Source organism: Pseudomonas sp. G5001 (assembly GCF_013385475.1).
Taxonomy (GTDB): Bacteria; Pseudomonadota; Gammaproteobacteria; order Pseudomonadales; family Pseudomonadaceae; genus Aquipseudomonas.
Map to the genome: position 1 here is coordinate 24,800 of NZ_JACAPZ010000043.1, position 19,981 is coordinate 44,780.

The 19,981-nt window shown below is 61.0% G+C and carries 24 protein-coding genes; 8 read left to right on the forward strand and 16 right to left on the reverse strand.

Going from position 1 to position 19,981, the window contains the following annotated elements:
* Nucleotides 1–18 precede the first annotated feature (18 nt).
* From HX805_RS28050 to HX805_RS28060, 3 genes are all read left to right on the forward strand, one after another.
* Entirely contained in the window at nt 19–255 is a 237-nt protein-coding gene (locus HX805_RS28050) for a glutaredoxin family protein (protein ID WP_177035738.1), read from the forward strand.
* A 74-nt stretch (nt 256–329) separates the two neighbouring features.
* Nucleotides 330–665 carry a hypothetical protein gene (locus HX805_RS28055; RefSeq protein ID WP_003209087.1) on the forward strand — a complete coding sequence of 112 codons (336 nt, stop codon included), beginning with the start codon at nt 330–332 and terminating at the stop codon, nt 663–665.
* A 70-nt stretch (nt 666–735) separates the two neighbouring features.
* Nucleotides 736–1,620: a pseudouridine synthase gene (locus HX805_RS28060; protein ID WP_177028920.1), complete on the forward strand. Its 885-nt coding sequence runs from the start codon at nt 736–738 to the stop codon at nt 1,618–1,620.
* 57 nt (nt 1,621–1,677) lie between these two features.
* On the opposite strand, the gene HX805_RS28065 is transcribed toward HX805_RS28060, so the two are convergent.
* Nucleotides 1,678–1,899 carry a YgdI/YgdR family lipoprotein gene (locus HX805_RS28065; protein ID WP_003209090.1) on the reverse strand — a complete coding sequence of 74 codons (222 nt, stop codon included), beginning with the start codon at nt 1,897–1,899 and terminating at the stop codon, nt 1,678–1,680.
* 80 nt (nt 1,900–1,979) lie between these two features.
* Nucleotides 1,980–2,582: a molybdenum cofactor guanylyltransferase MobA gene (mobA, locus tag HX805_RS28070; RefSeq protein ID WP_177035739.1), complete on the reverse strand. Its 603-nt coding sequence runs from the start codon at nt 2,580–2,582 to the stop codon at nt 1,980–1,982.
* Between the two features lie 75 nt (nt 2,583–2,657).
* Between mobA and moaB the strand changes: the two genes are divergently transcribed.
* A complete protein-coding gene (gene moaB / locus HX805_RS28075) occupies nt 2,658–3,197 on the forward strand; it encodes a molybdenum cofactor biosynthesis protein B (protein ID WP_003209092.1) in 540 nt (179 codons plus the stop codon).
* Nucleotides 3,181–4,407 carry a gephyrin-like molybdotransferase Glp gene (glp, locus tag HX805_RS28080; protein ID WP_023659056.1) on the forward strand — a complete coding sequence of 409 codons (1,227 nt, stop codon included), beginning with the start codon at nt 3,181–3,183 and terminating at the stop codon, nt 4,405–4,407. Before moaB ends, glp begins: the two co-directional genes overlap by 17 nt.
* A 143-nt stretch (nt 4,408–4,550) precedes the next feature.
* On the opposite strand, the gene HX805_RS28085 is transcribed toward glp, so the two are convergent.
* The 5 genes from HX805_RS28085 to minC form a co-directional block, all read right to left on the reverse strand.
* Entirely contained in the window at nt 4,551–5,840 is a 1,290-nt protein-coding gene (locus HX805_RS28085) for a M18 family aminopeptidase (RefSeq protein WP_003209095.1), read from the reverse strand.
* Nucleotides 5,841–6,011: 171 nt separating this feature from the next.
* Nucleotides 6,012–6,647 carry an RluA family pseudouridine synthase gene (locus tag HX805_RS28090; RefSeq protein WP_008432172.1) on the reverse strand — a complete coding sequence of 212 codons (636 nt, stop codon included), beginning with the start codon at nt 6,645–6,647 and terminating at the stop codon, nt 6,012–6,014.
* A 96-nt stretch (nt 6,648–6,743) separates the two neighbouring features.
* Complete coding sequence (gene minE / locus HX805_RS28095; RefSeq protein ID WP_003175252.1) at nt 6,744–6,998, reverse strand: cell division topological specificity factor MinE; 255 nt, start codon at nt 6,996–6,998, stop codon at nt 6,744–6,746.
* Between the two features lie 3 nt (nt 6,999–7,001).
* Nucleotides 7,002–7,814 (reverse strand): septum site-determining protein MinD, encoded by an 813-nt coding sequence (gene minD / locus HX805_RS28100; RefSeq protein ID WP_003209098.1) that lies wholly within the window; start codon nt 7,812–7,814, stop codon nt 7,002–7,004.
* 199 nt (nt 7,815–8,013) lie between these two features.
* Entirely contained in the window at nt 8,014–8,751 is a 738-nt protein-coding gene (gene minC, locus HX805_RS28105; protein ID WP_003209099.1) for a septum site-determining protein MinC, read from the reverse strand.
* Between the two features lie 118 nt (nt 8,752–8,869).
* Between minC and HX805_RS28110 the strand changes: the two genes are divergently transcribed.
* Entirely contained in the window at nt 8,870–9,805 is a 936-nt protein-coding gene (locus HX805_RS28110; RefSeq protein WP_003209101.1) for a lipid A biosynthesis lauroyl acyltransferase, read from the forward strand.
* 32 nt (nt 9,806–9,837) lie between these two features.
* The gene (locus tag HX805_RS28115; RefSeq protein WP_177117507.1) at nt 9,838–10,989 is read left to right on the forward strand and encodes a patatin-like phospholipase family protein; all 1,152 of its coding nucleotides are present in this window, start codon (nt 9,838–9,840) and stop codon (nt 10,987–10,989) included.
* A 140-nt stretch (nt 10,990–11,129) separates the two neighbouring features.
* Here HX805_RS28115 and HX805_RS28120 read toward each other — a convergent pair whose 3' ends face one another.
* From HX805_RS28120 to puuE, 8 genes are all read right to left on the reverse strand, one after another.
* Complete coding sequence (locus tag HX805_RS28120; protein ID WP_003209104.1) at nt 11,130–11,915, reverse strand: outer membrane protein OmpK; 786 nt, start codon at nt 11,913–11,915, stop codon at nt 11,130–11,132.
* Entirely contained in the window at nt 11,912–12,307 is a 396-nt protein-coding gene (locus tag HX805_RS28125) for a hypothetical protein (RefSeq protein ID WP_143495519.1), read from the reverse strand. Before HX805_RS28125 ends, HX805_RS28120 begins: the two co-directional genes overlap by 4 nt.
* Nucleotides 12,308–12,350: 43 nt before the next feature.
* Nucleotides 12,351–13,703 (reverse strand): nucleobase:cation symporter-2 family protein, encoded by a 1,353-nt coding sequence (locus HX805_RS28130; protein ID WP_087694784.1) that lies wholly within the window; start codon nt 13,701–13,703, stop codon nt 12,351–12,353.
* Between the two features lie 196 nt (nt 13,704–13,899).
* Nucleotides 13,900–15,201 (reverse strand): urate hydroxylase PuuD, encoded by a 1,302-nt coding sequence (locus tag HX805_RS28135; protein ID WP_087694785.1) that lies wholly within the window; start codon nt 15,199–15,201, stop codon nt 13,900–13,902.
* Nucleotides 15,202–15,251: 50 nt separating this feature from the next.
* Complete coding sequence (locus HX805_RS28140) at nt 15,252–15,755, reverse strand: ureidoglycolate lyase (RefSeq protein WP_003209110.1); 504 nt, start codon at nt 15,753–15,755, stop codon at nt 15,252–15,254.
* Between the two features lie 137 nt (nt 15,756–15,892).
* Nucleotides 15,893–16,888: an allantoicase gene (gene alc / locus HX805_RS28145; protein WP_003209112.1), complete on the reverse strand. Its 996-nt coding sequence runs from the start codon at nt 16,886–16,888 to the stop codon at nt 15,893–15,895.
* 80 nt (nt 16,889–16,968) lie between these two features.
* The gene (gene uraD, locus HX805_RS28150; protein ID WP_102606293.1) at nt 16,969–17,484 is read right to left on the reverse strand and encodes a 2-oxo-4-hydroxy-4-carboxy-5-ureidoimidazoline decarboxylase; all 516 of its coding nucleotides are present in this window, start codon (nt 17,482–17,484) and stop codon (nt 16,969–16,971) included.
* Nucleotides 17,481–18,407, reverse strand: a complete 927-nt coding sequence (puuE, locus tag HX805_RS28155; RefSeq protein ID WP_008432189.1) for an allantoinase PuuE — start codon at nt 18,405–18,407, stop codon at nt 17,481–17,483. The genes uraD and puuE overlap by 4 nt, the downstream gene beginning before the upstream one ends.
* 462 nt (nt 18,408–18,869) lie before the next feature.
* Here puuE and uraH point away from each other — a divergent pair, with 462 nt between their 5' ends.
* The gene (gene uraH / locus HX805_RS28160) at nt 18,870–19,223 is read left to right on the forward strand and encodes a hydroxyisourate hydrolase (protein WP_134326010.1); all 354 of its coding nucleotides are present in this window, start codon (nt 18,870–18,872) and stop codon (nt 19,221–19,223) included.
* A 130-nt stretch (nt 19,224–19,353) separates the two neighbouring features.
* Here uraH and HX805_RS28165 read toward each other — a convergent pair whose 3' ends face one another.
* The gene (locus tag HX805_RS28165; RefSeq protein ID WP_008432192.1) at nt 19,354–19,980 is read right to left on the reverse strand and encodes a LysE family translocator; all 627 of its coding nucleotides are present in this window, start codon (nt 19,978–19,980) and stop codon (nt 19,354–19,356) included.
* Nucleotide 19,981 lies beyond the last annotated feature (1 nt).

Genomic DNA, 19,981 nt, shown 5'->3' on the forward strand with positions numbered 1-19,981 from the left:
CTTCTCGGACCCTTTGCCATGCTTCCTGAATGTCAGTTGTTCGGCACCCTGGGCTGCCATCTGTGTGAGTTTGCCGAAGCCGAAATCATGCCGTTGGTCGAACACGGCCTGCTGGTGGAGTTGGTGGATATCGCCGATTCCGAGGCCCTGTATGAAGCCTACGGCCTGCGGATTCCGGTGCTGCGCCGGGTAGACACGGGCGCGGAGCTGGAGTGGCCGTTCGACAAAGCGCAGGTAGTGAACTTTCTTAGCTAGCACTCGGCGATGGCGAGTTCCCGATTATTCGGTTACTGTATGTTTGTACAGCGATTGAATGAGAGGGAACGCCCGTGGTGAATGTTGAACAACTGAAAAGCAGCGTCAATCGCATGTCCGCCGACGTCGTGCGTGACGCGGTGAACGAGCTGCGCCTCGATGGCCTGGTCACGGAAGGCAAGACGCCGTTTAACAAAGTGCATTTCAACACCTGCTTTGCCGAGATCGAGGCGCTGTTCCAGCGCGCGGGTTATCACAAGCAACTGGATGTGGTGGGTTACCAGGGCTTGCTGTATGCGCTTTACGACCCGGGCCGCTGGGAAGCGGTGGATGTGCTGCGCTGGCTCAAGGAATTCACCGAGGCGGCCAGTGCGTCACCGGTGTTGCGCGCGGAATTGGCCAAGGCCTGAATCTGTGCTGGGCCTGATCCGGCTGCATGCGGGATAATGCGCGCCTGTATGTCCACGTCTTGAGCCTGCCATGTCCGTTTTTTCCGCTGCCCAGCACCAAGCCAGCACCTTGTACCTGCCGCCAGGCGCCTGGGCCACCGTGCTGGATTGCCTGTGTGAGCACTTCCAGGCCATCAGCCGAGAGCAATGGCTGGACCGCATCGCCCGGGGCAGGGTGCTGGACATCAATGGCACTCCCATCAATCAGGACCTCGCCTACCGCGAAGGCCTGTGCATCTACTACTTTCGCGAAGTACCGAACGAGAAAGTAATCCCGGTGCAGGAGACGATCCTGTACGCCGATGAACACCTGGTGGTAGCCGACAAGCCGCATTTCCTGCCGGTCACGCCTGCCGGTGAATACGTCGAGCAGACCCTGTTGCGGCGTTTGATCCGTCGCCTCGACAACCCGGCGCTGGTGCCGCTGCATCGCATTGATCGGCATACCGCAGGGCTGGTGCTGTTTTCGGCCAACCCCCAGACGCGCTCGGCGTATCAACAGCTGTTTCCCACGCGCAAGATCGACAAGTTCTACGAAGCCATTGCCCCTGCATTGCCTGGGCTGACCTTTCCGCTGGTGCACAAAAGCCGGCTGGTGGATGGCGAGCCGTTCTTTCGCATGCAGGAAGGCGAGGGGGCGAGCAACACCGAGACGGCGGTCGAGGTGCGGGAAAAGAATGGCGACCTGTGGCGCTATGGCCTGTTTCCGGTGACCGGCAAGAAGCATCAGTTGCGGGTGCACATGACGGCCCTGGGCGCGAGTATCTGCAACGATCCGTTCTACCCCGACGTTATCAAGGATGCCGAGGACGACTACGCCAACCCGCTCAAGCTGCTGGCCCAGGGGGTGCGTTTCATCGACCCGGTCACCGGCCTTGAGCGCGACTTTCGCAGCGAGATCAGCCTGGACTGGTAAACGCCAGCAACGAAAAAGCCCGCATTACGCGGGCTTTTTTGTATCTGGCGTTAAGACTTACAGGTCTTTAACGGTGCGAACCTGATCCTTGTTGATCTGGGTGCGCTTGCCATCCAGCTGTTCGAATTCGTAGAAGCCGGTGGACTTGTCGAATTTAGGAGTGTCGACGGCCTGGATTTCGCGACCGTCATTCAGGGTGATCACTGTCGGCGAGGCGCAACCGGCAAGGGTAGCGAGGCCCAGTGCAAGCATGAGAGCGGCGATGGTCCGTTGAGTCATGAGTTTGTCTCCGAGAGAATGCTTTGTTGAGTACTGACCTTGTGACGTGTGTAACGTCGGCAAAGTTCCTTGTTCGACGCTCATTCTGACACGCTGGGCGGGCGGTGCAACAACTCCGGTGTATTGAGGTTGGCTAGGCGCGGATCGTCGGCGGGGCAATCCAGGGCCTTGGCCCCCAGCGCCTGCATGATCTGGCGCGGGCTGCGCTCGCCGGCTGCCCAGGCCCGTTCGAAGGGCTCGCGCAGCGAAGTGGGGATCACGCAGAGCAGCGGTTCCCAGAAATCGCCGTGGCGCACCATCACCGGCAGCAACGGGTTTTGCTGCGCCGTGCTGCGCAGGTCGGCGAGCAATCGTGCATCGATCTGCGGCACATCGCACGGCAATACCAGCAGATGCCCATGCTGCGCCACCGCCAGTCCTGCGCGAATGCCGGCCAGTGGCCCTGGAAAGTCGGGGCTGTCATCGCCGACCAATTGATCGGCGTAGGCCGCGTACTGCGCCTGGTTGCGATTGCAGGAGATGATCAGGTCGTCGGTCAACGGCCGCACCAGGCGATGCAGGTGCGCGATCAGCGGCTGCCCGTGCCAGTCCAGCAGGCCCTTGTCGAGGCCGCCCATGCGCTGGCCACGACCGCCGGCCAGCAAAAGGATCGAGCAGGGCAGTGGGGAAGAATGGCTTGGCATGACGGCTCCTGCGGGCAGTGAAATGGGGGGCTGTGATATAACATCGGGCTGTTCCTTCGACAACCGGACCGAGCCATGAAAGCCAAGGCTGATGCGCCCTTTGTACCCCTGAATATCGCTGTATTGACGGTCAGCGACACCCGCACCCTGGAAACCGACACCTCGGGCCAGGTCTTCGTCGACCGCCTGACCGCCGCCGGTCACCTGCTGGCCGAGCGAGTTTTGCTTAAAGATGATCTGTACAAAATCCGTGCGCAAGTGGCGCACTGGATTGCCGAAGACGTGGTGCAGGTGGTGTTGATCACCGGCGGCACCGGCTTCACCGGCCGCGACAGCACCCCGGAAGCGGTGAGCTGCCTGCTGGATAAGCAGGTGGATGGTTTCGGCGAACTGTTCCGGCAAATCTCCGTGGCCGATATCGGCACCTCCACCGTGCAATCCCGTGCCCTGGCCGGCCTGGCCAACGGCACACTGGTGTGCTGCCTGCCGGGCTCCACCAACGCGGTGCGCACCGGTTGGGACGGGATTCTCGCCGAGCAACTGGATAACCGTCACCGCCCGTGCAACTTCGTCCCGCATTTGAAACAGGCCGAGCCCTGTGAATCCCGTGGGTAAGCCGGGCAAGACCGGCGCGTTGATGCCGGTGGAAGACGCCCTCGAACAATTGCTGGCGATGGCCGAGGCAGCGCCGATCCGCGAGCCGGAAACGTTGGCGCTGGCCGAGTGTGATGGTCGGGTGCTGGCCCAGGCGTTGATCTCCACGCTGGACTTGCCGCCCTGGCCCAACAGCGCCATGGACGGATACGCCCTGCGCCTGGCGGACTGGACCGGTGAGCCACTGGTAGTCAGCCAGCGCATTTTTGCGGGCACGGCACCCGAGCCCTTGGCTGCCGGTACCTGCGCGCGGATCTTCACCGGAGCCCCGGTACCGGAGGGCGCGGACTGCGTCGAGATGCAGGAAAACGCCGTGGTCCATGCCGATCAGCGGGTGAGCTTCACCGAAGCGTTGCAGGTGGATCAAAACATCCGTCCCCAAGGCCAGGAAACCACGGTGGGCGAGTGGGTGTTACCAGCAGGTACACGCCTGGGCCCGATCGAGTTGGGCCTGGCGGCTTCGCTGGGTCGTGATCGGCTGGAGGTGGTACGACGCGCCCGCGTGGCTGTGCTGTCCACCGGCGACGAGTTGATCGAGCCGGGCCTGCCGCTGGGTCCCGGGCAGATCTACAACAGCAATCGCCGAGTGCTGTGCAGCTGGCTGGAGCGCCTGGGCTGCGAAGTGGTGGACGCCGGGATCCTGCCGGATGACCTGGAACAAACCCGCGAACGCCTGGGCGCATTGGGCTCGGTAGACCTGATTCTGTCCACCGGCGGTGTGTCGGTGGGCGAGGCGGATTTTCTCGGGATTGCACTGCGGGAAGAAGGGGAGCTGGCGCTGTGGAAGCTGGCAATCAAGCCGGGCAAGCCGCTGACGTTCGGGCATTTCCGTGGTGTACCGGTGATCGGTTTGCCGGGCAATCCGGCGTCGACGCTGGTGACCTTTGCCTTGCTGGCGCGGCCTTACCTGTTGCGCCGCCAGGGCGTGGAAGACGTGCAGCCGCTGCGCATTGAAGTGCCCGTGGGATTTGTCTGGCCCAAGCCGGGGAATCGCCGCGAGTATTTGCGCGGGCGGCTGGAGCAGGGCAAGGCGATCATCTACCGCAACCAGAGCTCGGGTGTGCTGCGTAGCGCGGCGTGGGCCGAAGGTTTGGTAGAAGTGCTGGAGGGGACGACGCTGGAGATCGGTGACCGGGTCAGCTTCATTCCGCTGAGTGAAGTGTTGAACTGAGCCCGACCTATCAAACAATGAAGATCAAAATGTGGGAGCGGGCTTGCTCGCGAAAGCGGTGGATCAGTCACCCGATGTATTGACTGACCCTCTGCATTCGCGAGCAAGCCCGCTCCCACATTTGATTTGTGTTCATCCTGCAATTACGGCAAGTCGCGACTCGCGTAAAACGCACTCAACACCTTCACCAGGTGCGCCAGGTCGTGGCTGCCGCACAGCTCGCGAATCGAGTGCATGGCAAACGTCGGCAAGCCGATATCCACGGTGCGCACGCCCAGGTGGCTGGCGGTGATCGGGCCGATGGTCGAGCCGCAACCCATGTCGCTGCGAACCACAAAGCTCTGCACCGGCACTTCTTCGGCCATGCACAGGTGGCGGAAGAACCCGGCGGTTTCGCTGTTGGTGGCGTAGCGCTGGTTGCTGTTGACCTTGATCACCGGGCCGGCATTGAGTTTCGGGCCGTGGTTGGCGTCGTGCTTCTCGGCGTAGTTGGGGTGCACGCCGTGGGCGTTGTCGGCAGACACCAACAGCGACTTCTGGATAGTGCGTACGAACTCATCACCCTCGGGCAGCAGGCGACGCAGGGTCTGCTCCAGCATCGGGCCGTCGGCACCGCAGGCGGAGCACGAGCCGACTTCTTCGTGGTCGTTGCAGACCAGCACGCAGGTTTCATCGGTTTCGGCGGTGAGCAGGGCTTGCAGGCCGGCGTAGCACGACAGCAGGTTGTCGAGGCGGGCACCGGCGATAAAGTCGCCATTGAGGCCGATCACGGCCGCGCTCTGGGTATCGTAGAAGCTCAGCTCATAGTCGAGCACCACATCGGCGTTCAACCCGTGTTCACGAGCCAGTTGCTCGGTCAGCACTGCGCGGAAGTCTACGCGCTCGTCACCGGCGAACTGCGCAAGGATCGGCGGCAGTTCGGTCTGGGCATTGATCGCCCAACCCTGGTTGGCTTCACGGTTCAGGTGAATGGCCAGGTTGGGGATGATCGCGATGGGCAGCTTGAAGTCGATCAGCTGGCTTTCGACCTTGCCGTCGCGGCGGAAAGTGACGCGGCCGGCCAGGGACAGATCGCGGTCGAACCACGGCGCCAGCAGCGCGCCGCCGTACACTTCCACACCCAGTTGCCAGAAGCCCTGGCGTTGCAGTTCAGGCTGTGGCTTGACCCGCAGGCACGGGCTGTCGGTGTGGGCGCCGACCAGGCGGATGCCGCCTTGCAGGGGCGAGTGGCGGCCGAGTTTGAAGGCGATGATCGAGGAGTCGTTGCGGGTCACGTAATAGCGCCCGTTGGCCTCGGTGGTCCAGGTCTCGCGCTCGTCAAGACGCTGGAAACCGGCCGCTTCCAGGCGCTGTGCAAGGGCGGCGGTGGCATGGAACGGGGTAGGGGAGGCCTTGAGGAAGTCGATCAGGCCTTGGTTCAACTCTTCGCGCATAAGTAGCTCCAGACAGCAATGGCGCGAGTTTACCGTCCGACGGGATAAGTGCACAGAACAAATGTGGGAGCGGGCTTGCTCGCGAATGCGGTGTGTCAGTCGCCGAATGAGCTAACTGATCCACCGCATTCGCTAGCAAGCCCGCTCCCACATTTTAATTGCGTTTACAGGTTAAAACGGCGCGGGGCACTCGAAGCGCAGACGCTCGCCGCTCTGGGGATGGGTGAAGCTCAGCATGCTGGCGTGCAGGCACAGCCGTGGCCAGGCAGCCAAGGCCTGTTCATGGGCGTACAAGCCATCGCCCAGCAACGGATGCCCGATGGACAGCATATGCACGCGCAGTTGATGTGAGCGGCCGGTGATCGGTGTCAGCTCAACCCGGCACCAGTCGCCGCAACGCTCCAGGACTTTCCAGAAGGTCAGCGCGTTCTTGCCGAACTCGTGGTCCACCACGTGCCGTGGCTTGGTCGGTGGGTCGTAGCGCAAGGGCAAGTCGATGCTGCCGCTGTCCAGTTCCGGTTGGCCCCAGCAGAGTGCGGTGTAGGCCTTTTCGGTTTCCCGGTCATGAAACTGGCGGGACAGTTCACGGTGGGTATCCGCGTCTCGGGCCAGCAGGATGATCCCGGACGTTTCCCAGTCCAGGCGATGGACGATGCGGGCTTCGGGGTAGCCGTTTTCCTGCAGGCGGGTGATCAGGCAGTCCTTGTTGTCGTCGGCGCGACCGGGCACCGAGAGCAGCAGGGTAGGCTTGTTCACCACCAGGACAGCAGCGTCCTGATGAAGGATATGGACATTGGACAACGGCATTAAAACAGCCTCGTAACAAACGCCAACGGCGGCTCGCTCACCCGGCCCCGTGAGGGGAGCCAGGTAACCGAGCCGCCGTGGCGACCGCCTTTTCGATCAACGATCAGGCAGGGTGATATTGAGTTCCAGAATCGAGCAGCTGCCGTCATTTTCCAGGGCGACATGCACGTCATCGTTACCGATGTTGACGTACTTGCGGATCACTTCCACCAGTTCCTTCTGCAGGGCTGGCAGGTAATCCGGGGTGCTGCGTTGGCCGCGTTCGTGCGCCACGATGATCTGTAGACGCTCTTTCGCTACCGACGCGGTACTTGGCTTTTTGTTGGCGCGAAAGAAGTCGAGAAATTTCATTGTTTAGTTGCCTCCAAAGATACGCTCGAAGAATCCCTTCTTCTTAACATCGAGGAAGCGATGTTCCACGGTCTTGCCCAGCAAGCGATCTACCGCATCGCTGTACGCCTGGCCGGCGTCGCTCTGGTCGTCAAGAATCACCGGCACACCTTGGTTGGATGCCTTCAGGACGGCCTGGGATTCCGGGATCACACCCAGCAGGGTCACGGCGAGGATTTCCTTCACGTCTTCAACGCCGAGCATTTCGCCATTGCTGACGCGCTCAGGGTTGTAGCGGGTCAGCAGCAGGTGTTCCTTGATCGGATCTTCACCTTTCTCGGCGCGCTGGGACTTGCTGGCCAGCAGGCCGAGCATGCGGTCCGAGTCACGTACCGAGGAGACTTCAGGGTTGGTCACGACGATGGCTTCGTCGGCGAAGTACATCGCCAGGTGAGCACCGGTCTCGATACCCGCCGGGGAATCGCACACCACGTATTCGAAGGTTTCCTTCAGTTCGGCGAGGACCTTGCCCACGCCTTCCTTGGTCAGCGCGTCTTTGTCGCGGGTCTGGCTGGCGGCCAGTACATACAGGTTCTCAAGGCGCTTGTCCTTGATCAGGGCCTGTTGCAGGTTGGCTTCGCCATTGACGACGTTGACGAAGTCGTAAACCACGCGGCGTTCACAGCCCATGATCAGGTCGAGGTTACGCAAGCCGACGTCGAAGTCGACGATAACTGTCTTGTGGCCGCGCAGAGCGAGGCCGGTACCGATAGCGGCGCTGGTGGTGGTCTTACCCACACCACCCTTGCCGGATGTAACCACGAGAATCTTGGCCAAGGTGTTTCACCCCTAAGGAAAAAGGACTTTTTAGTCCCTGAAAAACATCTCTTGTCACTCGCTGCAGGCGGGCAGCTCTTGTAGGAGAAAGCACGGTTTGCCTGGGCAAACCCCACCTTAAAATTATTCCTACACAAGTTTTGCCGTTTTCGCTGTGCTATCAGAGTCCAGAGATGCTTGGAAAATGCGGCAGTATCCGTTAAAGACGAACGATGTTCAACACATCGCCCGACAGGCTGACTTGTACCCCGGCCCCCCACAGCGGATCGCGGCGCAAATCTTCCGAAACCTTGTACTGGCCTGCGATGGACACTAGCTCAGCGGTCAACTGCTGGCAAAAAATACGGGCCTTGGTGTCACCTTTTATGCCGGCCAGGGCACGACCACGCATGGGGCCGTATACATGGATGTTTCCATCGGCGAGAAGTTCCGCCCCCGGGCTGACCGGGGCGATGACGACAAGGTCGCCACCCTGGGCGTAAATCTGCTGCCCGCCCCGTACGGGAGAGGTGATGATCTTTGTCGGCTTGATCGTCGGCTCCGGCGGTTTCTCCGGTTTTTTCTTCTCTTCGCCGACCAACGGGTCGAGCGGACGCTCGCGGGCACCCGACGGCGGCAGTACTGGCAGTTCAATGGCGATTGCCGCGGCGATGTCTTCGATACGGCTGGCACGGATCGCCAGGGTGCGCAGGCCATGCTGGCGGCACACGCGCATCAGCCCGGGCAGGTCGACCGCGCCCTGGCCGGCCGGGAGCTTGTCCAGGGCCAGCACCAGCGGTGCATTGTTGAAGAAGTTCGGCGCCAGGGCGACCTTGGCGGCGAGCTGGCGGTCCAGGGCATCAAGGTCGTTGCGGGCCAGTTCCAGCACGGTAATGGCGAGCATGCTGCCTTTCAACTGGAACACGGGATCTTGGTCTAGCGGTTCGGTTTGGCTCATGGTCGGCAAAGCGGCTTGTCACGAAAAGTGTCGAGACTTATAACGAGAACATCCGCTAGCCGCAAGCCGGGTCGAACCGTTGTAGAATGCGCGGCCGTTGTCTTTACCGGAATCTTGAATGGATCGCCCGCGTTTTCGAGCTGTATTTTTTCATCCGCGCTTCTGGCTGTTATGGCTGGGGCTGGGTTTGCTGTGGCTGATTGTGCAGTTGCCGTACCGGGCTTTACTGGGGATTGGCCGTGCCTTGGGGGCGGGAATGTACCGGGTGGCCGGTGAACGTCGACGTATCGCCGCACGAAACCTGGAACTGTGCTTCCCGGAAAAGTCCGCTAAAGAGCGTAAACATTTGCTCAAGGAAAACTTTGCCTCCACCGGCATCGCGTTCTTCGAGATGGCCATGAGCTGGTGGTGGTCCAAGCCGCGCCTGGCGCGCCTGGCCCATGTCGAAGGGCTGGAGCACCTCAAGCAGGCGCAACTGGAAGGCAAGGGCGTGATCCTCATGGCCCTGCATTTCACCACCCTGGAAATCGGCGCCGCCTTGCTCGGGCAGAAGCACACCATCGACGGCATGTACCGCGAGCACGGCAATCCCTTGTTCGATTTCGTCCAGCGCCGTGGCCGCGAGCGGCACAACCTCGACTCCCTGGCCGTAGAGCGCGAAGACGTGCGCGGCATGCTCAAGCTGCTGCGGGCCGGTCGTGCGATCTGGTACGCACCGGACCAGGACTACGGCGCCAAGCAAAGTATCTTCGTGCCATTGTTCGGCATTCAGGCCGCCACCGTGACCGCCACCAGCAAGTTCGCCCGCCTGGGCAAGGCTCTGGTGGTGCCGTTCACCCAGGAACGCCTGGCCGACGGCAGCGGTTATCGCCTGGTGATCCATCCGCCGCTGACCGACTTCCCCGGTGAAACCGACGAGATCGATTGCCTGCGCATCAACCAGTGGGTCGAAGCCTCCGTGCGCGAATGCCCCGAGCAATACCTGTGGACGCACCGCCGCTTCAAGAGCCGGCCGCCAGGTGAGCCTAAGCTGTATGAAAAACGCCGTCGTTGATCTGAAGTCCCCAAGCACCATGGAGTGATGCAATGCGCTCAGCTGAACCGGTCACAGGCTTGATTCTTTCCGGCGGCGGGGCGCGGGCCGCCTATCAGGTGGGGGTACTGGCGGCGATAGCCGAGCTGTTGCCGCCGGGCGCGGCCAATCCATTTCCGGTGATTGTCGGCACCTCGGCCGGGGCGATCAATGCAGTGAGCCTGGCCAGTGGCGCCATGGACTTTACCGCCGCCATCCAGCGCCTGACCGCCTTCTGGCAGGGCTTTCGCAGCCACCTGGTGCTGCGCAGCGACTGGCCCGGGGTGATCAGCCAGGCCAGTCGATTCCTTATCCACAGCCTGCTGGGGATGGGGGCGCAGGTGCCAGTGGCGCTGCTCAACAGTTCGCCGCTGCGGGACTTGTTGCGCGACAAACTGCACCTGGAAGGCATCGCGCAGTCGATCCGCGAGAAACACCTTCATGCTGTGGCGGTGACCGCGTTCGGGTACGAGTCCGGGCAAGCCGTGACCTTCTATCAGGGCGGCGGCACCATCGATGCCTGGTTGCGGCATCGGCGCATCGGCATTCCCACCCAATTGACCGTTGAACATTTGCTGGCCAGCTCGGCGATTCCGTTGCTGTTTGCGCCGGTCAAACTCGGCCAGGAATATTTTGGTGACGGGGCGGTGCGCCAGTCGGCGCCGATCAGTCCTGCGTTGCACCTGGGCGCCAGCCGCGTGCTGGTGGTGGGGGTCAGTGGCAACCCGCGTGGCAACGATCCATCGAACCCGGCGCGCACCTTCACCGGCCAGGAGCCGACGTTGGCGCAGATCGGCGGGCACATGCTCAACAGCACGTTCATCGATAGCCTGGAAAGCGATATCGAATTGCTCGAGCGCCTGAACCAGTTCAGCCACGTGTTGCCGGCCAACGCGGCGATACAAGGTTTGGCGCCAGTGGAAGTATTGGTGATCGCTCCCAGTCAGCCAATCGACGAAATTGCGGCACGTCACCGCCAGGAATTGCCGGCGGCATTGCGCCTGTTTCTGCGCGGGCCGGGGGCGACCAAAACCAGTGGCGCGGGTGTGCTCAGCTACCTGCTGTTCGAGGCGGGGTATTGCAGCGAATTGATCGAGCTGGGAAGGCGGGATGCGCTGGCCAAGCGCGAAGAGTTGCAGCGGTTCCTGGGCCTGACACCGGACTGAATGTGGGAGCGGGCTTGTGTGGGAGCGGGCTTGCTCGCGAATGCGGTGTGTCAGTCGCCAGATGTATTGACTGACCCACCGCATTCGCGAGCAAGCCCGCTCCCACATAAACCCGATTCCACAGGGGATAGGCGGTGTGGTTAGAAGTGGTACTTCACCAACAGGCTCGCAGTGTCCTGGTTGGTCTCGAACGCGCCGCTGTCCTGGATCCCGTACTTGTTCTTCCAGTAGTCGTATTCGATACCGACATACAACTGCTTCTCGCCCCAATGCAACGCCTTGCCCAGGTCATATTTGATCTGCGGGTTGAAGTGCAGGTTGGCGTGGTAAGTGCCGCGGGCGTTCTTGTCGTTATCCACCACCCAGTCCATGAAGCCGTCGATCAGCACATTGGAGTTGCCCACCGGGATCGTGTACGACCACACCGGTGTGATCTGCCATACGCCGTCACCCGGGCGATTGCCTTCGGTCTGGCGCTGGTAGAAGTTCAGCTGGAAGTAGTCGAAACCAGGGATTGCCAGGTCGAAGCCCGGGCCGAGCAAGTACGACTCGTTGTCGCCTTCGCCGAACTCGTAAGTGAACGCCAGCAACACGTCCTTGATCGGGCCGAACGACAAGTCTTTGTCGAAGATCTTGCCGAACGACAAGCGTGGGCTGAACTCGCCGTAGTAAGTACTCGGGCCGACATTGCCGTCTTCCTTGCCGTTGTAAAAGATGCGGTCGAGGAAGAAGAAGTTGTCGCCGTACTTCCACGCATCGGCGTGTTCGAAGGTCACGGTTTGCTGGATCTGCGGGTTAACAGTGAAGTTCTTGCCCCACAGATAAGTCAGGCTGTTGTTCTGCCACTGCAGCAGATCACCGGCCATGGCCTGGCCCCCGGCCAGCAGGGATCCTGCCAGCATCAGGCTGTTCACGGTACGTTTCATTCGGTTGCTCCCGAGGTAAAGGTTTCTGGTTTTTTTTCTAAGCGGACGCTCTGGTGTGGCGTCTTTTGGCTTGCCGCAAAAATCGTCTGTTCGGTCAGCTTTGATGCTTTTAGCAAGAGCTGCGCCAAGGTGTTTAAAAAGCCAAAAAATCCCCGTCGGCTGTGATGAACACAGTCGAATTCGGAGAGTTTTTGCACACATTGGCTGCGGACGTGGGGCCGGGATAAGTTGGCCTTGCAGTCAGCTTTTACATTCGCTGTTTTTTTTTGAGTCGATTTGAGCGGGCGCCGAGAATACTGACTCCCAGGCCTGTGCTCAAGTGCGCCGTTAAAGAGCGCGCGGGGCGAGAATGGGGCACGGCGCGTGGCCGGCCCCGGGTGAATGGCGTACATGGTGTGTTCCCTGATCGTTATTGTTTTTGTTGTGACGCAGGAATCAATGTGGGTGTGCGTGAGCGCTTGGGGCAGCGCGTTCGGCGCCACCCAGGATGTTGAATAACAGGTTCAGCGACAGCGCGCTGATCGTGGCCATGGCGATGCCGCTGTGAGTGATCGGGCTCATCCATAGCGGCAACTGTGCAAAGAATTCGGGACGTACCACCGGGATCAATCCCATGCCGATACTCACCGCCACCAGCAACTGGTTACGACGGTCGGCAATGTCGGCTTCCTGGAGGATCTTGATCCCGGTGGCTGCCACCATGCCGAACATGGCAATCGCCGCGCCGCCCAGCACTGCGGGTGGAATCGACGCTACCAAAAAGGCGGCCTTGGGCAGCAGGCTCAGCACAATCAGGAACGCGCCGGCCACGATCGTCACCGAACGGCAGCGCACGCCGGTCATCTGCACCAGGCCGATGTTCTGCGCGAACGAGGAGTGGGTGAAGGTGTTGAAGAACCCGGCAAAAAACGATGCGCCGGCGTCACACAACAGGCCACGGCGGAGCATCTTCGGCGTGACTTCCTGGCCGGTGATCTTGCCCAGGGCGAGGAACATCCCGGTGGACTCGACGAAGATGATCACCACCACCAGGCACATCGACAGGATCGGCGCCAACTCGAACTTGGGCATGCCGAAATGCAGTGGCGTCACCACTTGCACCCACGGGGCGCGCGCCAGGCCGCTGAGGTCGACCATGCCGATCATCCCGCACAGCCCGTAGCCGAGGGCCATGCCGATCAGCACCGAGATATTCACCCAGAAGCCGCGCATGAAACGGTTGATCAGCAGGATGGTGGCCAGCACCAGCGCGGCAATCGCCAGGTAAATCGGTGAGCCAAACGTGGACGCCGCTGCGCCACCGCCGGCCCAATTGACCGCGACGGGAAACAGCGAAAGACCAATGGCGGTGATCACGGTACCGGTCACCAGCGGTGGAAAGAAGCGCACGACCTTGGACATGAACGGCGCGATCACCATGCCGAAAAAACCGGCGGCGATGGTCGCACCGAAGATCCCCTGCAGACCGATGCCGGGCATGCCGGCCATGGCCACCATGCTGCCGACAGCGGCGAAACTGGCGCCCATCATCACCGGCATACGAATGCCTACCGGGCCGATGCCGAAGGACTGGACCATGGTTGCGATGCCCGCCACCAGCAGGTCGGCGTTGATCAGGAAGGCGATTTCTTCACGGCTCAGGCCCGCAGCCTGGCCGATGATCAAAGGCACGGCGACGGCGCCACCGTACATCAGCAAGACGTGTTGCAGGCCTACCAGAATCAGTTGCAAGAGGGGCAGCCGCACCATGGCGGGCGCGGCAGGAGTCTGCGTTTCTAGCTGGGACATGCAACACCTCGGATCTTTTTATTGTTGTGTTGTTCGGCATTCAATTGCCGTGTGGAACTCATTCGTCAAAGCACACCGCAGATCCCATGTGGGAGCGGGCTTGCTCGCGAACGCGGTGGTTCAGTCACCTGAAGTGTTGAATGACACACCGCATTCGCGAGCAAGCCCGCTCCCACACTAGTCCTGCGTTAATCAGTCAGTTGGTACGCGCCCCCTGAGTGATCCAGGTGCCAATCAAGTCCCGTTCCTGCTGGGTCATCTGGGTGATATTGCCCAGCGGCATGATCTGGCTGGCCACGGCCTGTGCCTGGATGCGCGGGGCCATTTGCTGGATCTGCTGCGGCGTATCAAACATCACCCCGGCCGGCGCGGTGCTGAACAACGGACTTGTCGGCTTGGCCGAATGGCACACCGCGCAGCGCTCCTGGATCACCCCGTGGACCTTGTCAAAATCAATCGAGGCCTGGGCCGGTGCTGCTTCGGCAGGCGCCGGTGCAGGTGCCGCTGGAGCAGCCGGTTTAAGCCCGCCACCCAACGCCGTTTCCGGCAGCGGCTGGTATTCGATGGCCGCAGGAGCCTTGGCCACATCCGGTGCAGTCGCCACCGGTTTTGGGCCGGTCACGTAGGCCAGGCAAATCATCGCCAGCGCGCCAACCGGCAAGGTCCAGGCATATTTCTGGCTGTTGTGACGGGTGTTGAAGTAGTGACGCACCAACACGGCCGCTACCGCGATGCCCGCCAGGATCAGCCAGTTGTATTGGCTGCCGTAGGTGCTCGGGAAGTGGTTGCTGATCATGATGAACAGCACCGGCAAGGTGAAGTAGTTGTTGTGCCGCGAACGCAGCAAACCCTTGGCCGGCAGTGCCGGGTCGGGCGTGCGGTTTTCGGCGATGGCTGCCACCAGCGCGCGCTGGGCCGGCATGATGATGCGGAACACGTTGCCCACCATGATGGTGCCGATCACGGCGCCCACATGCAGGTACGCACCACGGCCGCTGAACACTTTGCTGAAGCCGTACGCGGCGGCAATCAACAGCACGAACAGGATCAGGCCGAGCAGGGCAGGGCGCTTGCCCAGTGCCGAGTCGCACAGAAAGGAGTAGATGAACCAGCCGGCCAGCAGCGAACCGAGGCCCAGCAACACACCTTCCGGACCGCTGAGGCTGCTGCCCGGGGCCAGCAGGTACAAGGTCGGGTTGGCGTAGAACACCACGCACAGCAGCGCGATGCCGGACATCCAGGTGAAGTAGGCTTCCCATTTGAACCAGTGCAGGTTGTCCGGCATGGTCGGCGGGGCCAGTTTGTATTTTTCCAGGTGGTAGATACCGCCACCGTGGATCGCCCACAAGTCACCGGCGAGGCCGTCCTTGGGGTTCACGCGATTGAGGTTGTTTTCCAGCCAGACGAAGTAGAACGAAGCGCCGATCCAGGCGACGCCAGTGATCATGTGAACCCAGCGCACGCTCAGGTTCAGCCATTCCATCAAATGTGCTTCCACAGTCTTTACCTCTCGCCTGTCACTCTGTCGTCGAGTGATCAGACCTTCTCTTATTGGTGGGGGGCGAGGATCAACCGCTCATCCTCTTTGAAAAAATGCTCATCGCAGTTATTGCCTGTGCCACTGCGATCAACCACCAGGAAGTCATCCCGCTTTTCGATCGTCAGCACCGGGTGGTGCCAGACGCCGCGATGGTAATTAATGCCCTGCCTGCCGTTGGTAACGAAGGCGCGGACCAAGCCCGATACAGGTTCATCGCCAAGTGGCGCGACCACGATCAGAAAGGGGTTGCCGAGCAGCGGGATGAAAGCCTGGCTGCCCAGCGGGTGTCGTTCCAGCATGCACACGGTCAGCGGCATGTCCTGCGCGTCGGCGCGGAAGATGCTGATGATCGCGTTATCTTCTGGCGTGGCGGTTTCAACCGTCGCCAGTTTATGAAAGCGCATGGTCGACCCGTTGTTGATCATGAAGTGATCGCTGCCATCGGTTTCGATAACGTCTCCGAAAGGGGCGAAGGCTTCTTTGGTCAGGGGTTCGATCATCAGTGTGCGCATGGCTGTCTTCTTAATCTTGTGTATGGATCGTTCCCACGCTCTGCGTGGGAACGCCGCCCTGGACGCTCTGCGTCCGCTCTTGTGACGCAGAGCGTCACGGTATGCATTCCCACGCAGAGCGTGGGAACGATCGGGTGTTACTTCGAGACCTTACCGAGAACCCGCAGGCGGCTCACACCACCATCCGGGAACACATTCAGACGAATGTGGGTGATCGGGCCCAGCGCCTTGATCTGCTCGGCAAACGTGTGTTCAGCGTGCATTTCCAGTTTCTGCGCCGGCAGCAGTTCGCGCCAGAACAGCGATTGGGTTTCGATCTGGCTGTCGGTGCCGCCCTTCACGAACGCGCCCTGGATCGAGCAAGTGTCCGGGTAGTTGCCCTTGAAGTGCAGGGTGTCGACCACGATCTTCTCGATCTCGCCCGGGTGGCCCAGTGCGACGATCACCCAGTCATTGCCCGGCGTACGACGACGTGCGGTTTCCCAGCCGTCGCCCATGTTGATGCCACGGCCCGGGTTGAGGATGTTGCTCATGCGCCCGAAGTGTTCATCGGAGCAGGCCAGTGCGCGGCCGCCGTTCAATGCAGCAGCCAGGTCCACCTGTTCGTTGTCGCCCACCGCCGACCAGTCGCGGAACGGAATGCCGTACACACGCAGACGGGCCACGCCACCATCCGGGTAGATGTTGAAACGCAGGTGGCTGAAGGCCTGGTCGTTGTTGATCTCGTGGAAGTGATGGCTGTTGCCTTGCAGCTCCACCGCCGACAGCACTTCAACCCATTGGGTGTTGTCATCCGGCTCGCCGGACGCCAGGAAGCAGGCTTCCAGGGACGCCGATGGCGGGAAGTTGCCGGTGAAGAATGAAGTGTCGATGTCCACGCCTTTGATCGAACCCGGTACGCCCAGGCGGATCACGGCGCTGTCGTAGCCTTCGAAGCGCTTGCGGCGCGACTCCCAGCCGTCCATCCACTTGCCGTTGTCATCGAAAACGCCCTCCTTCCACACGGCCGGGGTCGGCTGGAACAGACGGTTGGCGTCGGCGAACCAGTCATCGGTGACAGAGATGATCTTGGTGCCCAGGCGGGCGTCGGCCAGGTTGACGAACTTTTCGAAAGGTACGGGTTGCGCTTTCATTCTTCTTGTCTGCCTTAAAGTAAGTGGCTTGGGATGCTCGCCAGGCCCTGGGCGTTCATGAATCGCTCGGGCCAGGTCTGCTAAAGGGTCAGTAATCGGAACAACGCGATTTTATTGATCTCGGCCAGCGCGCATTTGAACTCGGCTTCCACCGAGTTGTGAATGCGCGTTTCAAACGCGGCAAGGATCTGGTGCCGGTTGCTGCCTTTTACCGCCATGATGAAGGGAAACTTGAACTTGGCCTTGTAGCCATCGTTCAGCTCGGTGAAGCGCGAAAACTCGTCGCTCGAGCATTGGTGAATACCGGCGCCAGCCTGTTCATTAGTGCTGGCTTCGGTCAACTGGCCCTGGACGGCCGCTTTGCCCGCCAGGTCCGGGTGAGCGTTGATCAGGGCCAGTTGACTGGTGTGATCGGCGCTCAACAGGATGTCGCTCATGCGCTGGTGCAGGGTTTCAATCTCGTCGATCGAAGCGTCCTGGCCCAGGTCGAAGGCCTTTTCGGCCACCCATGGCGAATGTTCGTAGATGTCGGCGAAGGCTTTGACGAATTCGTCGCGGCTCAGGGTCGACGGTTTCAGGGTTTGGAACGCGGTCATTTGGCGGCTCCCTGGAAAGGGTGTACGTCATGCCAGTGACGGGCGATGTCGACGCGGCGGGTGAACCACACCTGATCATGGCCCTTGGCGTATTCGATAAACCGCTTGAGGGCGGCCAGGCGTGCCGGGCGGCCGATCAGGCGGCAGTGCAAGCCGATGGAGAGCATTTTCGGTGCGTCCGCGCCTTCGGCATACAGCACGTCGAAGGCGTCTTTCAGGTATTCGAAAAAGTCGTCGCCCTTGTTGAAACCCTGGACCTGGGTGAAGCGCATGTCATTGGTGTCCAGGGTGTAGGGGATCACCAGGTGCGGCTTGCCGGTCGGGTTGTTGGGTTCCCAGTAGGGCAGGTCGTCGTCATAGGTGTCGCAGTCATAGAGGAAGCCGCCTTCCTCCATTACCAGCCGCCGGGTGTTGGGGCCGGTGCGGCCGGTGTACCAGCCCAGTGGGCGCTCGCCGGTGAGTTCGGTGAGGATGCGGATCGCTTCGAGCATGTGCTCGCGTTCCTGGGCCTCATCCATGTATTGGTAGTCGATCCAGCGGTAGCCGTGGCTGCAGATCTCGTGGCCGGCGGCGACCATCGCGCGGATCACATCCGGGTGGCGCTGGGCGGCCATGGCCACGGCGAAGATGGTCAGCGGGATATCGAATTCCTTGAACAACTTGAGGATGCGCCACACGCCGGCACGACTGCCGTATTCGTACAGCGACTCCATGCTCATGTTGCGCTCGCCTTGCAGCGGTTGCGCCGAGACCATCTCGGACAGGAAGGCTTCCGACTCTTTGTCGCCGTGCAGGATGTTGCGCTCACCACCTTCTTCGTAGTTGAGTACGAACGACAGGGCGATACGGGCCTTGCCCGGCCAGTGTGGGTGAGGAGGGTTACTGCCGTAACCGATCAGGTCGCGTGGGTAGTCAGCGCTCACTGCAGTCTTCCTTCTTGTTCGTGGTAGCGGTGTGTGTGGCGGCCGGGCAGCGGAAAGACTGGGTGGCGTCACAACGATGACTGATTGTATACAACTTGGTGTGCACTTTGTAAGCCTGTATTTCTGCATTTTTTCCGCAGGGTCTTTGCAGAATAGCACTGCAAGAAACCTGCCTGACTGGTCAGCTAAATTGAAAAAAACCTCATTCACTGTAGGAGCGAGCTTGCTCGCGAAAAACCTGAGAGCGCCTCGTTAACCCTGAAGCGCTGCGTTATCGTTAACGATCTTCGCGAGCAAGCTCGCTCCTACAGTATCGGCGTCAGCAACGGAACGCAGGCTTGTTGAATTTATTGTGTACAATTTTTTTGAAAAGTGTCTTAATCAGCCATCGCCGACTTTTTCAGTGACCTGAAAAGGTGCGGTCTTTCACTTTTTACTGACTTCGGGAGGCGCGCAGACGCTATGGGACGTTTGACCACACACGTATTGGACGCCGCGCATGGCTGCCCTGGCAGCGCAATCAAGGTTGAGTTGTACCGTGTCGAGGGTGCACAGCTTGAGCTGGTCGCCAGCACCCTGACCAACAGCGACGGCCGCTGCGATGCACCCCTGCTGCAAGGCGATGACTACCGCAGCGGTGTCTATCAGTTGCAGTTCAACGCCGGTGATTACTACCGCGCCCGCGGTGTGCAACTGCCCGAACCTGCATTTCTCGATGTGGTGGTGCTGCGCTTCGGCATCAGCGCCGAACAGGATCACTACCACGTGCCTTTGCTGATTTCGCCTTACAGCTACTCCACCTATCGCGGTAGCTGAGTCGTCACCGCGCTTCACACCCCCAAAGCTCTTCGTTGGTTTTTCGCCCGCTCACACTGCGGGCTTTTTTTCGCCTGCTGATTGCACCATAAAGGCGGCCCCGATCTTCAGTGCGATCGGGGCTGGATCTTCAGCGGCTCAATAGCGACGCAGCGCCGGCGCCTGTGAACAAGCCCGCGCTGATCCGGTTGAACCAGCTCTGGCCCCTGCCGCTGCGCAGGTAGCGCGCGGCACCATGGGCGCCGAGGCCGTAGGCCAGTTTGCACAGCAGGTCGAGCACGGTCCAGGTGGCGATCATGATCAGCAACTGCGGCAAAAAGGCCTGCTGGGCACTGAGGAATTGCGGCAGGAAGGCGGCGAAAAACAGGATGTCCTTCGGGTTGCTGGCGCCCAGCACAAAGGCCCGGCCAAACAGCGCACGAAAACGCGGGGTGGCGGCCACTTGAGGTACGTCGGCGACGTGGGCCGGTTGCCGGGATTGCTGCCAGCTCTGCCAGGCGAGGTAGAACAGGTACAGCGCGCCGACGATCTTCAGGGCGCTGAACAGCTGTTCCGATGCCAGCAACAACGCACCCAAACCCAGCGCCGAGGCGCTCAGCAGGCAGATGGAAGCAATCACCCCGCCGAGAAAGGCCGGGTACGAACGGCGCAGGCCGTAGTTCAGGCTGTTGCTGATCATCAGCAAGGACAGGGGGCCGGGGATCAGGATCACCACCAGCGCAGCGCCGCTGAACAGCAGCCAGGTTTCCAGACTCATT